Source organism: Marinobacter koreensis, from assembly GCF_023156285.1.
GTDB lineage: Bacteria > Pseudomonadota > Gammaproteobacteria > Pseudomonadales > Oleiphilaceae > Marinobacter > Marinobacter koreensis.
The window spans coordinates 78480-91484 of sequence record NZ_JAKZAJ010000001.1 but is presented as its reverse complement, the minus strand read 5'-3'; the positions used below and the strand labels follow the sequence as shown (position 1 = coordinate 91484).

Annotated in this window: 11 protein-coding genes and 1 tRNA gene; 7 read left to right on the top strand and 5 right to left on the bottom strand. The window is 55.2% G+C overall.

Annotated elements, in window-relative coordinates:
- Nucleotides 1–32 precede the first annotated feature (32 nt).
- The 3 genes from hisH to MLD04_RS00390 all read right to left on the bottom strand — a co-directional run bounded on the left by hisH (nucleotide 33) and on the right by MLD04_RS00390 (nucleotide 1864).
- Entirely contained in the window at nucleotides 33–671 is a 639-nt protein-coding gene (hisH, locus tag MLD04_RS00400) for an imidazole glycerol phosphate synthase subunit HisH (protein ID WP_248153560.1), read from the bottom strand.
- Between the two features lie 30 nt (nucleotides 672–701).
- A complete protein-coding gene (gene hisB, locus MLD04_RS00395) occupies nucleotides 702–1295 on the bottom strand; it encodes an imidazoleglycerol-phosphate dehydratase HisB (protein ID WP_248153559.1) in 594 nt (197 codons plus the stop codon).
- A 107-nt stretch (nucleotides 1296–1402) separates the two neighbouring features.
- A complete protein-coding gene (locus tag MLD04_RS00390) occupies nucleotides 1403–1864 on the bottom strand; it encodes an SRPBCC family protein (protein ID WP_248153555.1) in 462 nt (153 codons plus the stop codon).
- Nucleotides 1865–2071: 207 nt separating this feature from the next.
- Between MLD04_RS00390 and MLD04_RS00385 the strand changes: the two genes are divergently transcribed.
- The 6 genes from MLD04_RS00385 to MLD04_RS00360 all read left to right on the top strand — a co-directional run bounded on the left by MLD04_RS00385 (nucleotide 2072) and on the right by MLD04_RS00360 (nucleotide 9576).
- Nucleotides 2072–4243: an AsmA family protein gene (locus MLD04_RS00385; RefSeq protein ID WP_248153552.1), complete on the top strand. Its 2172-nt coding sequence runs from the start codon at nucleotides 2072–2074 to the stop codon at nucleotides 4241–4243.
- Complete coding sequence (mutY, locus tag MLD04_RS00380) at nucleotides 4243–5307, top strand: A/G-specific adenine glycosylase (protein ID WP_248153549.1); 1065 nt, start codon at nucleotides 4243–4245, stop codon at nucleotides 5305–5307. Before MLD04_RS00385 ends, mutY begins: the two co-directional genes overlap by 1 nt.
- A 65-nt stretch (nucleotides 5308–5372) precedes the next feature.
- A complete protein-coding gene (locus MLD04_RS00375) occupies nucleotides 5373–5645 on the top strand; it encodes an oxidative damage protection protein (protein WP_008939410.1) in 273 nt (90 codons plus the stop codon).
- Between the two features lie 119 nt (nucleotides 5646–5764).
- Nucleotides 5765–5840 (top strand) — tRNA-Phe (locus MLD04_RS00370).
- A 226-nt stretch (nucleotides 5841–6066) separates the two neighbouring features.
- Nucleotides 6067–7044, top strand: coding sequence for an AAA family ATPase (locus tag MLD04_RS00365; RefSeq protein WP_248153546.1), 978 nt, complete (start codon nucleotides 6067–6069; stop codon nucleotides 7042–7044).
- Nucleotides 7045–7056: 12 nt separating this feature from the next.
- Complete coding sequence (locus MLD04_RS00360; RefSeq protein WP_248153544.1) at nucleotides 7057–9576, top strand: S8 family peptidase; 2520 nt, start codon at nucleotides 7057–7059, stop codon at nucleotides 9574–9576.
- A 163-nt stretch (nucleotides 9577–9739) separates the two neighbouring features.
- Here the strand turns inward: MLD04_RS00360 and MLD04_RS00355 are convergent, their stop codons facing one another.
- Together MLD04_RS00355 and MLD04_RS00350 are read right to left on the bottom strand one after the other, a co-directional pair.
- Nucleotides 9740–10975, bottom strand: a complete 1236-nt coding sequence (locus tag MLD04_RS00355; protein WP_248153542.1) for a CaiB/BaiF CoA transferase family protein — start codon at nucleotides 10973–10975, stop codon at nucleotides 9740–9742.
- A 28-nt stretch (nucleotides 10976–11003) separates the two neighbouring features.
- The gene (locus MLD04_RS00350; RefSeq protein ID WP_248153540.1) at nucleotides 11004–11696 is read right to left on the bottom strand and encodes an SDR family oxidoreductase; all 693 of its coding nucleotides are present in this window, start codon (nucleotides 11694–11696) and stop codon (nucleotides 11004–11006) included.
- A 254-nt stretch (nucleotides 11697–11950) separates the two neighbouring features.
- Between MLD04_RS00350 and MLD04_RS00345 the strand changes: the two genes are divergently transcribed.
- The gene (locus MLD04_RS00345; RefSeq protein ID WP_248153538.1) at nucleotides 11951–12961 is read left to right on the top strand and encodes a DctP family TRAP transporter solute-binding subunit; all 1011 of its coding nucleotides are present in this window, start codon (nucleotides 11951–11953) and stop codon (nucleotides 12959–12961) included.
- Nucleotides 12962–13005: the final 44 nt, after the last annotated feature.

The window sequence follows — 13005 nt, the reverse complement described above, 5'->3', positions numbered from 1 at the left end:
CAATGTCCGTAAGTTAGATCTGATGGCCGGCGTTATTTGCCGGACCAGTCAACAAAGTTCTTCAGGAGCTGCAGACCGGCCCGGGCACTTTTTTCCGGGTGGAACTGCACAGCAAAGATGTTGTCGCGGGCAACCGCTGCCGCCAGGTCGACCCCGTAATGGGTCCGTCCGGCCATGTCGGCATTACCCTCGGCTTCGGCGTAGTAGCTGTGAACGAAGTAGAAACGATCACCGTCCGGGATGTTATGCCAGAGCGGGTGCTCCACGGTCTGGAACACTTCGTTCCAGCCCATGTGCGGAACTTTCAGACGTTCGCCGTTTTCCTGGAGGTTGTCGCCAAAATAGCGAACTTCGGACGGGAAAAGATCGATGCAATCCACGCCGCCGTTTTCCTCGCTGCGGGACATCAACGCCTGCATACCCACGCAGATACCGAGAAACGGGCGATCCCGGGAGACTTCGCGTACCAGAGAATCCACGCCCAGCCGGCGGATTTCCGCCATGCAGTCGCGGATCGCGCCAACGCCGGGCAGGATTACATGATCCGCCTCGCGAATCTGGCTGGCGTTATCGGTAACCAGCACAGTGACCTCCGGAGCCACGTGCTCCACGGCCTTGCGTGCGGAATGAAGGTTACCCATACCGTAGTCGATAATGGCGACGGTTTTCATGGTGTTGTCTGATTCCTGATCGGTAGCCGGTTACAACGAACCCTTGGTGGACGGGGTAATACCTGCCATCCGCTCGTCCATCTCGATGGCCATGCGCAGGGCACGACCAAAGGCCTTGAACACGGTTTCAATCTGGTGGTGCGTGTTCTTGCCTTTCAGGTTGTCGATGTGCAGCGTCACCATGGAGTGATTCACAAACCCGTGGAAGAACTCTTCGAACAGGTCCACATCGAAACCACCGACCGCGCCGCGGGTATAGGGAACGTCCATGGACAGGCCCGGCCGCCCGGACAGATCGATCACCACCCGAGAGAGTGCTTCGTCGAGCGGCACGTAGGCATGGCCGTAACGGCGAATGCCCTTCTTGTCGCCAACCGCCTGCTTGAAGGCCTGCCCCAGGGTAATGCCGATGTCTTCAACCGTGTGGTGGTCATCGATATGAAGATCGCCCTTCGACACGATGTTCAGATCCACCAGACCATGGCGGGCGATCTGGTCCATCATGTGCTCAAGGAAGGGAACGCCCGTGTCAAAACGGGACTGACCGGTGCCGTCGAGATCGATCTCGACGGTAATCTGTGTTTCGAGGGTGTTGCGTTCTACGCGAGCCTTACGTTCGGCCATGGAGACTCCGTCGTCATAAACCGGCACAGATGCCGAAAACATGTATCCGCGGATTATACCTTTTATGACGTCCGGAGTCCCGCAACCGAGTCAACGACTGCGATCGTTCAGAACGCCTTTTTCAGGTTGTTCATGTAGGTATCCACGAGGCTGTTGAACTCGTGCTTGATGACCGGGCTGATCGCCAGCTTGAGCAGGCTCGGCAGCGGCACCGTCAGCTCTGCACTGGTCTGGAACTTCACCGCAGTGGCACTGTCACCCTTTGCTTTCAACGTCCAGGAGCCACTGACCACCCCGTTGCCTTCACCACGGACCGGCTCCCAGGTAATCTTGCCCGCGTCTTTGTCCGCGTAGTATTTACACGCGTAGACGGACTGAATGGCGTGCTTGTCAACGCCGACCTTTTCCATTTCCCAACGGTAGGCGTTGTCGCCCAGATCCGTGAGTTGGTGTACTTTCGGGAAATGACTGGCAGATCGGGGAACGTCCGCCAGCAGCTCGAAAACCTCGTCGTAACCCGCAGGAAGCTCAAGTTCCCGGTTCAATTCGATCGACACGGTGATTGCCACAGCCTACTCCTTGTTATCTTTATAAAGCGCGTTCAAGAGGCACAGGGCCTCAAGCCGAGATGTTTCGGGAGGTGTATTTTGGCCTATCAGTACCACATTGTCATATAGCTGCGCTGTTAATTTGTTAACCCTGCGTTATCCTTGGTTTTATCCGCACCGGGACTTCGCCGAAGCACCCGACGCTCATCGGAAAAGGAAGCCTTGAACATGAAAGCGCTGCGTTATTTCCTCATTGCGATCGTCGCCCTCGTCATACTCGCGGTGGCCGCTGTCGCCATTGCGATGGCCGTGATCAATCCCAATGACTTCAAACCACAGATCGAACAGGCCGTTGAACAACAGACCAACCTCGACCTTCAGCTGAACGGCGATATCGGCTGGTCATTCATTCCACTGGGCCTGGAACTGAACGATGTCGAAGCACAGCTGGATGGCAACCGGCTGGTTGCGCTTGACCAGCTCATCGCCCAGGTGGACTTCTGGTCGCTCATCGGCATGTCGCCCCGGGTCAATACCTTCGTACTCAGTGGCCTGGACGCCAATCTGGTTGTGGATAAACAGGGCGTCGGCAACTGGACCCGCATCATGCCGGAGCCTGCCGCTGGAGAATCCAGGCAGCCGGAACAACCGGCCCAACCCGCGGATCAGCCGCAAGAGACGGCTGGCGGCGGCACTCCGCTCAACTTCAATGTCGAAAGCGTTGAAGTCAGTAATGCGCGAGTTCACTACAGTGACGAGCAAAGCGGCCAGAGTGTGACCCTGGACAACTTTACGCTGAACGCCAGCAACATCACCCTTGGCGGCAGCTTCCCGATGGATATCGGCTTCCAGGTCGAGACGGCCAAACCGAAGCTGACTGTTGATGGCAAAATCAGCGCACGCATTGCCGCCAACCAGGCATTGAACGATTTCGCCCTGTCCGGCCTCGATGCGGTCTTTGATATGAAAGGCGAGCCATTCGGAGGCAAATCCGTTACCGCCAAACTGTCCGGTTCGGCAGCAGCCAACCTTGAAAAGGAAACCGCGTCGCTGTCGGATTTCTCGGCGAGCCTCGCCAATCTGACGCTGGACGCCAACCTTCAGGTTCAGGGCTTCGGTGACAAGCCGGCACTGAAAGGCAACGTCGCCGTCAAGGAGTTCTCACTCAGGAAGCTGCTGGACAATCTCGGTCAGCCGGCTATCGAGACCAGCGACCCGGATGTGCTCCAGGCCATCGCCTTCTCCACGGACATTGGCGGGTCGCCCGGCCAGATTGCCCTGAACAACCTGTCACTCAAACTGGACGATACCTCGTTCAAAGGTTCAGGCAGCTACACCCTGGCCAACACCGGCATCGTCTTCAACCTCGATGGTGACAAGCTGAACGCTGATCGCTATCTGCCACCGAAAAGCGAGGAAGGGCAAGCTGCTGCCAGTGAACAGAGCGGCTCCCAGACCGCATCCGCGGCCCCGGAATCCGACTTGCTGCCACTGGACACCATGCGTTCGCTTCGCCTGGATGTGAACTTCGGGCTCGGCCAACTGGTCGTCAGCAACCTGACCATTAACCAGATCAAGGCGTCCACCACCGCTAGAAATGGTCTGGTCAAGGTCGACGAATTCAGCGGCAAGCTTTATGACGGCAGCTTCAATGCCAATGCCACGATTGACGCCCGCAAAGACAACCCGGCCTGGGCCTTCAATTCCGATGTATCGAACGTACAGACACTGCCTTTGCTGACGGACCTTGCCGAGGTGGACATGCTTTCCGGAGGCGCCAACATCAAGATCAACGCGACGTCCCGCGGCAATCGCGTGTCTGCTCTCCGGGAGAATGCCGACGGCCAGATCACCTTCAACCTGGCCAAGGGCGAGTTCCGTAAGATGAACCTCACCCACATGGCCTGTGAGGGCATCGCGCTGGTCAATCAGGAGAAACTGACCACCACCGACTGGGGCAGCACCACCCCGTTCAATGACATGAGCGGTACCCTGAAGATCAACGGCAACACGCTCAACAACACCAGCCTGGTCGCGGCCCTTGCCGGCATGAAGCTGGAGGGCAACGGCACTGTGGACCTGAAACAGACCAAGCTGGATTACGAGGCCGGCCTGCGCATTGTGGGCGAGGTTCACCGTGATCCGGCGTGCCGCGTGACCAAGTACGTTGAAAACGTGGTCATCCCCGTGGAATGTCGCGGCAACTTCTCCGAAAACCCGGGAAGCCTGTGCTCATTCGATGGCTCGCGTTTCCGGGATACGCTGAAAACCATTGCGGAGAACGCTGCCAAAGCGAAGGTGAAGAAAGAAGTGGACAAAGCCAAGACCAAGGCCGAGGACAAGGTGAAAGAGAAGATTCAGGAGGAACTGGGCGACAAACTGAAGGGTCTCTTCAAATAATGAGTGACGCCTTCGCCGACCGACTCCTGGCGTGGTACGACCAGCACGGCAGGCATGACCTGCCGTGGCACCACGATCGTAACGCCTACCGGGTCTGGGTTTCGGAAATCATGCTCCAGCAAACCCAGGTGACCACCGTAATCCCCTACTTCGAGGCATTCATGGAGCGCTTTCCGACGGTCCGGGATCTCGCCGAAGCGCCGGAAGACGATGTCCTCAGCCACTGGTCGGGCCTGGGTTACTACGCCCGGGCCCGCAACCTCCACAAGGCCGCCAGGCAGGTGGTTCAGGAACACGGCGGCCAATTTCCGGATGACCAGGAGACCCTGGAAACCCTGACCGGCATCGGTCGCTCGACGGCCGCTGCTATCGTTGCGCAGGCATTCAACAAGCGGGCAGCCATTCTCGATGGCAACGTCAAGCGAGTGCTGGCCCGGTATCACGCCATTCCCGGCTGGCCTGGCAAGACCTCCGTCCTGCAACAGCTGTGGCAGCATGCCGAGGCGCACACGCCGACCGAGCGGGTGCGGGACTACACCCAGGCGATCATGGACCTGGGCGCCATGGTCTGCACTCGAACCAGACCGGCCTGCGAGGACTGCCCCCTGCAGACAGACTGCCTGGCACGGCAACGGGATGAAGTTACTCTCTATCCGGGATCAAAGCCAAAGAAAGCCAAACCGGAAAAAACCACCTGGATGCTGATCCTGGAGGACGCCGAGGGCCGTATTCTCCTGGAACGGCGACCTCCCTCGGGCATCTGGGGAGGCCTGTGGAGCCTGCCGGAAATCGACCCGGCCCACGGGGTCGACGAACTACAGGAGGCCTGTGACCGGAATCTGGGCCTGTCCTGCGCCGAGCCGGAGCTGATCAGCGGATTTCGCCACACCTTCAGTCACTACCATCTGCACATCCGCCCGGCCCGACTGACCGTCACCGGCGATGCCACCGTTGCGGATTCGGACCGATTGCGCTGGTTCTTTCGCGACGAAGCGCTGACACTCGGACTGCCCGCGCCCATACGGTCCCTGATCACCGAACCGGAGCAAACCGCCCTGCTCTGAGCCCACGGATGCCCCATCCGATCTGTTATGATGACGCCAGATTCGATATCGACACAGGAGCCGACATGAGCCGCACCGTATTCTGTCGCAAATACCAGAAAGAAATGGAAGGCCTGGACTTCCCCCCCATGCCCGGCGCCAAGGGCCAGGACATCTTCGAGAATGTATCCCGCCAGGCCTGGGAAGAATGGCAGAACCAGCAGACCATGCTGATCAACGAAAAGCACCTGAGCCTGATGGACCCGAACAACCGGAAATACCTGCAGGCGCAGATGGAACGCTTCTTCAACAACGAGCCCTTCGACAAGGCCGAAGGCTACGTTCCGCCCGAAAAATGAAAGGGTTGGTCAAGGTCTGATCAACACCGAAAAGTTTCCGAATTTTTTGCCGGCCAGCCTTGACTCAAAACATCGAAACCGGTTTAATAGCGCCCCGTTGCAGCGCAGTACCGCAACACGCCCGGATAGCTCAGTTGGTAGAGCAGGGGATTGAAAATCCCCGTGTCGGTGGTTCGATTCCGCCTCCGGGCACCATCAAGAATTCTGACAAAGCCCGCCTTGTGCGGGCTTTGTTGCTTAAGGGTGGAAATTTGTAAGCGTTATCCAAGCAAATTTCATCACCACACGGCTGGCATCAACTGACCTAACGATGACTTAATATTTTTGTACAGCGCCAACTCCAACCGATACTATTGTTCGTAGATCACCTTCAAACACCAATCGCCGTCAGCTTCAAAATCATCCAAGTCGGGGAACGAAAATGGCTAATTCCTCACAGTTAAAAGCCCTGCTTCGAAGTCACGCTGATGAGGATGACGATCGTTTCTACGCAGTAATGCTGCAGGTTGCAGCTAATGAAGCGAGGAAAGGTCATCAAAAGCTCGCATCTGAAATAAAATCTTTAGTCGAGAAACTACAGATCGAGTCGCGATCGGATAAACTCGACAATTCTTCACCGACGCCCTTAACCCAGACGCCTGACGATTTAGGCCTCCTTCTCGAAAAATCAAATCAGGTTACACATTTATCCGAGCTAACCCTCCCGGAAGGATCCCGCTCACATGTGTTTCGCATCCTGCTTGAACAAAGGCAACGGGACAAACTTAGAAGCTACGGGTTGATCCCAAAGAGAAAGCTTCTTTTCTGCGGCCCTCCAGGCACAGGGAAAACAATGACCGCATCGGTTCTAGCGACCGAATTGAAACTCCCCCTGTATACCGTGCTATTAGACGGACTGATCACTAGATATTTGGGTGAGACTGCTACGAAGCTTCGCCGAATCTTTGAGTTTATTGCTTCCACTCGAGCGATCTTTTTATTTGATGAGTTCGATGCCATCGGCAGCAAAAGAGATAGCGATAATGATATCGGGGAAGTCAGACGGATACTGAACTCTTTTTTACAGTTTCTCGAGAAAGACAGATCCGAAAGCATAGTTATTGCCGCCACCAATTATCCATCCCTCCTCGACAAAGCATTATTTCGTAGGTTTGATGATTTAATCGAATTCGAACTACCAAGCAAAGACCAAATTAAGCTTCTCATCTCGAATCGATTATCCCGTTTTTCAATTGACCGAATTAATCTGAACAGCACGGTCGAATTCGCCGAAGGTTTAAGCCCATCTGAGATCGTACAAGCCTGCGATGATGCTGCGAAAACTGCAATTTTAGAGGCGGATGGTGAGTTAAAATCAGATTTCATCTTAGAAGCATTACAAAAGCGAAACGCGAAATAAGGCAACAAAACCATGGCAGAAAGGAAGCGCCATTTATTAGTAAAGCGTCATTCATTTTCCGAACCATTCTCTAATCGCTCCCCTGTTCCCTCTAAGGGCGTCCCTAGCAGGCAAAGAGAACAACACGGCAGACAGCTGCTCGAAAACATTCGAAACTCGTTCATAGAGCATGATCAAAAGAGACAAAACCAACAGAATTTCTTAGATGAAAACCCTGGTATCTACATAGAGATTAAGGGATACCCAAATCAGCCTTTGCCGCTCGAAAAATTAGACAATAGAGACTTTGATCTCCGCCAAGTTCGATTGGATGGCGAGATTGAGGCAGCCCTAGTTTTCATTCCCGAAAACCGGAGAAACGCTTTCACACGCAAGATCGAGAAATATCTCGATCCCAGAAAAGATGCTCGCGGCAAGCCAGGCAATCAAGCATTGGTAGACAGCATAGAGTCAGTAAGACTCGCCAATATTCGGAGCTTCTGGACCGACGCGGCTTCGGCTTTTCCCCGTGACCATAACCAGAGAAATTGGTTGGAATTGTGGCTGAAGGCACCTAATCAACTTGAAAGCATACCGACTATAAAAGCTCAGCTGGCTGAAATCACCAATGCCACAATCAGCTCACATCAACTAAACTTCTTCGACACTACCGTATTATTAGCTCATGCATCTACCGCAGAATTAGAAAGAGCCGTTACTCTGTTTGGTTGCTTAGAAGAACTCCGATTGGCGAAACAGCCAGCAACTTTCTGGGGCGGACTTTCTAATCAAGATCAACAAGAATGGGCCGACGAACTATTAAATAGATTACAACCTTCAGACGATTTTGGGGTAACCAGCGCCACCATTCTTGACTCGGGCGTCAATCACGACCACCCATTACTAAGGCCTTTCACGGACGGTCAGAAAAGTACTGTTTGGGCCCCGATGTGGCCGAAATACGATTTTTACAATCCACCCGCACCATACGAGCCCCACGGATCTTTGCAAGCAGGATTAGCGATCTATGGAGACCTTCGAGATACATTAGCTAGTCCTCATCCCTTCTCTGTGCCATTTGATTTGGAGTCGGCGCGAATTCTTCCTCCCGCCGGAGGCAACCAGCCAGACTTATACGGAGCGATAACTCGCGGTACAGCTCTTAAGCTTGAGATTGATCGCCCCAATCGCAACCGAGTCTACTCACTAGCAGTAACGGCTGAGCCAGAACCAATTACCGGACAGCCTTCCTCGTGGTCTGCAGAGATAGATAGCTTCACGTCAGGGATTGAGGATGACGTTAGGCGCATCTTTCTCATTAGCGCAGGCAATGCAACGGCGGTTCAACCTACACCAGATCATTGGGATCAAGTGAGTAACACGCCTATAGAAGACCCTGCGCAGGCCTGGAACGCCGTGACAGTAGGAGCATTTACCGACAACGACGTAATTGATGACCCGACATTCCAGGGCTGGACCCCTTTAGCATCTAAAGGTGACGTAGCACCACAAAGTCGTTCTTCGCTCTGTTGGGATTGGGTAGATCAGGCACCGTTTAAGCCCGACTTCGTAATGGAAGGTGGAAATTATCTTTTGTCTCCAAATCAAACGACAACTGATGCGGCCGACACAGTAGCTTTGCTCACGACATCAGGGCGCTCGACTAGCCCTCTATTCGAATATCATGGGGACACCAGTGCAGCGTGTGCTTTGGCTACTAATTACGCAGCTCATCTGTGGGCTACCTATCCCGATTATTGGCCAGAAACTATTAGAGGACTACTAACCCATTCCGCCGAATGGACCGAGAAAATGCGCTCAAGGTTTAAGTCTTTATTGGCCAATAAAAGCCCGGCTGAGGCCAAAGCAGAAATGCTCCGCGTCGTTGGCAATGGAGTGCCTAACTTGGGCAAAGCAATCTCGAGCGCGAACAACTACCTAACTCTCATAACAGAAAATTACATACAGCCATTTCGGAAAAAGGACGGAGCACGACCGAGTGATGATCCGAGTCTCAATGAAATGCATCTGGTGCGACTCCCATGGCCGAGAGCAAAGTTAGCAGAATTACCCCCAGAAACACGGGTACGGCTCAAGGTCACGCTTTCCTATTTCATTGAGCCGAACCCTGGTAGAAGAGGCTACCGATCCAAATTTCGTTACCAATCCTTCGGCTTACGATTTGCGGTGCTCCGTCCTCAGCAATCTGAGCCAAACTTCCGAGCGATGATAAACGACGAAGCAAAAGATCCAAGCTATGACGGGCCCGAAGGGGATGACAACGGATGGCAATTTGGGTCAAGACTTAGGTCCCGCGGCTCCATCCATTGCGACACATGGGAAGGCACAGCAGCAGATTTGGCGCTACGACATACGCTCGCAGTCTACCCTGTATCGGGATGGTGGAAATACCGAAAGGCCAAAGAGCGCTGGCGTTCAAGTGCACGATACTCCCTTATCGTCTCTCTAGAGGTTCCCGAAAATTCAGTCGATATCTACAGTGAGGTTGAAAACTACGTTTCAGTGGGTGCATCTACTTCGGTCCAAGTTTAATTGATTTTAAATTACAGCTGACCCTGACCTCGTATCAGGTCCACCCAGAGTTGGAACAATCCGGCTCCTGACCCGGGCACCATTAAGAATTCTGACAAAACCCGCCTTGTGCGGGCTTTGTTGTTTCTGACGTCCCCGAAGTATCAACAGACTCGCAAGCACACTATTCTGCAACATCTCCGACAACCCCCTCCCGCACAAGCGAATCAATCGTTTCGGGCGACAACCCCAACACGGTTTCCAATACCTGCCTGGACTGTTCCCCAAGCAACGGAGGTGCGGTGCGATAATCCACGGGCGTGAGGGTCAGCTTGAGCGGGTTGCCAACGGTGGGGACCTCGCCGAGTTTTGGATGAGACAGGTGGCGTTTCATATCCCGGGCCAGGACCTGGGCATCTGAGAATACGCGATCAATGGTATTGACCGGTCCACAGGGAACCTGTGCCTTTTCCAGTTCCAAGACCCACTCGTCAGTCGGTCGCATCACGGTCGCCTGCCGGATTCTTGGCACCAATTCTTTTCGGTTCGCCACCCGTGCGCGGTTGGTGCTGAAACGTTCGTCATCGGCCCATTCCGGATGTCCCAGAACCTCACACAATCGGGCGAATTGTTTGTCGTTCCCGACGGTCAGCACCATGTCTCCGTCGGCGGTGGGGAAGGCTTCATAGGGAACAATGTTCGGATGGGCGTTTCCCATTCTCTGGGGAACCTTGCCACTGGCGAGGAAATTCATTGCCTGATTGGCCAGGGAGGACACCTGCACATCGAGTAACGCTGTCTCGACATACTGCCCTTCCCCGGTTCGCTCCCGGTGATTCAGCGCTGCCAGGATACCGATGGTGGCGTAGAGGCCCGTCATAATGTCGGTCAGCGCCACACCCACCTTTACCGGCCCGGCGCCCGGCTCTCCGTCAGGTTGCCCGGTGATGCTCATCAGGCCTCCCATGGCCTGGATCAGGAAGTCATACCCGGGACGACTGGCGTAAGGCCCATCCTGGCCGAATCCCGTAATGGAGCAGTAAATCAGACGTGGATTGATCGTTTTCAGGCTCTCGTAATCCAGGCCGTACTGCCTTAACCCGCCGACCTTGAAGTTCTCCAGGAGGATGTCCGACTCGGACACCAGCTCCCGGATAAGCTGCTGTCCCTTGTCGCTGGCGATGTCGATTGCCAGGGACTGTTTGTTCCGGTTAGCAGAAAGAAAGTAGGCGGACAGCTCGGACGAGCCGTCCACTCCCGTGAGGTATGGCGGGCCCCAGTTTCGAGTATCATCCCCCGAAACCGGACGCTCGATTTTGATGACGTCGGCACCCAAATCCCCAAGAATCTGGGCGGACCAGGGACCGGCCAGCACCCTCGACAAATCCAGAACACGAAGACCCGACAACGGTCCCGACATCCAACTCTCCTCTTCAACGGGTGGTCAGCTATTCAACGGCCGGCGTTGGCCTCACCAGAATTTCATTCACATCCACATGAGCGGGCTGCACCACGGCATACATCACCGCATTGGCAATATCTTCCGGCTTCAGGGCATGGGCGGGTGGTTTGTCGAAGAAGGGGGTATCGACCATGCCGGGCTCAATCAGTGTAACGCGGATGCCCGACCCACGAAGCTCTTCACGAACACCGTAGCCAATGGCGGATACCGCCCACTTGGTGGCACTGTACATGGAGCCAGGGATAGTGACTCGACCGGCGGCCGAGCCGGTTAGCAACAGGTGCCCCCTGCTCTCCCGCAGTGCCGGCAGACAGTGCTGAATGGTCAGTCCGACGCCCAGTATGTTGGTGAGGATCATGTCTTTCCAGACGTCCGGATCGGCTCCGCTGAATCCGCCAGGTTCACCGCCGCGACCGGCATTGGCGAAGACAGCATCAATCCGGCCGAAGGTCTCCAGCGCCTGGCTCACCATTCGTTTCTGGTCTTCACCATTCTGAACATCACACTGGACGGTCAACACACTTTCCGGCCCGCCCAGCTCTTTCTGGAGCCCTGCCAGCTTATCCTCTGAGCGGGCTGCCAGTACCAGTCGGTAGCCCTGTTTTGCAGCAGCTCGTGCAGTTTCTGCGCCAATGCCCGAGGAAGCACCGGTGATCAGCATAACGGGTGTATCTGCCATAAGGCTTGTCTCCTTCTATCAGCGAGTCAGTAACCGGGTTACGAATCCAGTATGTTCCCGGACCTGTCCGCCATCAAATCGAGGCTGCTTCTGCTTGTCATAGAACATGCAGATTAGAGTAGAAAGCCCCTGACGCTCCGGATGGATAATTTTCTCATGTTTTGCATAGCCCCAGCCGCGTTCCTATAATCGATTTTCGGGCTTTCTCGCCGGTTTAGCGTCATTCTGACCACGTCAATAAAAAGGAAAACAACATGTTGAAACGTTGCTCTGTGTTGGCTGCAGTCGCAGCTTCGGTCCTGTTCAGCACCGCCTCCCAGGCTCAGTACAAGGATGAATATACGGTCTCCACAGTCCTGCCCTCGGCCTTTCCCTGGGGACAGGCAGCAGACAAGTGGGTCGAACTGGTGAAGGAGCGATCCGACGGACGCATCAACATGAAGATCTATAGCAACTCCCAGCTGGTGGCCGGCGACCAGACCAAGGAGTTTTCGGCCATGCGCTCAGGTCTGATTGATATGGCGGTAGGTTCCACCATTAACTGGTCGCCCCAGGTGCCTGAGCTGAACCTGTTTTCCCTGCCCTTCCTTATGCCGGACTATGCCGCCCTCGACGCCATCACCCAGGGTGACGCCGGCAAAGCCATTTTTGCTGCCATTGAAAAGCGTGGCGTAACGCCACTGGCCTGGGGCGAGAACGGTTTCCGGGAGCTATCCAATTCCAAGCGCACCATTCAGGAACCCTCAGATCTCGACGGGCTGAAGATCCGCGTGGTCGGCTCGCCGTTGTTCCAGGACACCTTCACTACCCTCGGCGCCAACCCGACTCAGATGAGCTGGGCCGATGCCAAGCCGGCGCTGACCACCGGCGCAGTGGACGGTCAGGAAAACCCGCTGTCGGTGTTTGACGTGGCGCGCATCGACCAGGTTGGCCAGACTCACCTGACCCTCTGGCACTACATGGCCGACCCTCTGGTGTTTGCAGTTAGCAATCAGGTCTGGAGCCAGTTCAGTCCGGAAGACCAGGCCCTGTTGAAGCAGGCAGCTATTGATGCCGGCCAGTGGGAAATCAATAAGTCCCGGGCCGAGCTGGACGATACCCTCGCAGCAATCAAAGAGCGCGGTGTAGAAGTGACCGAGCTGACCCAGGCTCAGCACGATGCTTTCGTCAAAGCGACCCAATCTGTTTACGAGAAGTGGACGCCCCGCATCGGCGAGGATCTGGTCAAGCAGGCTCAGAAAGCTGTCACCAATCGCGACCAGTAAAACCTCAACCGGGGCTACCGACCCCCGCCCTTCCAGCGCCCGCC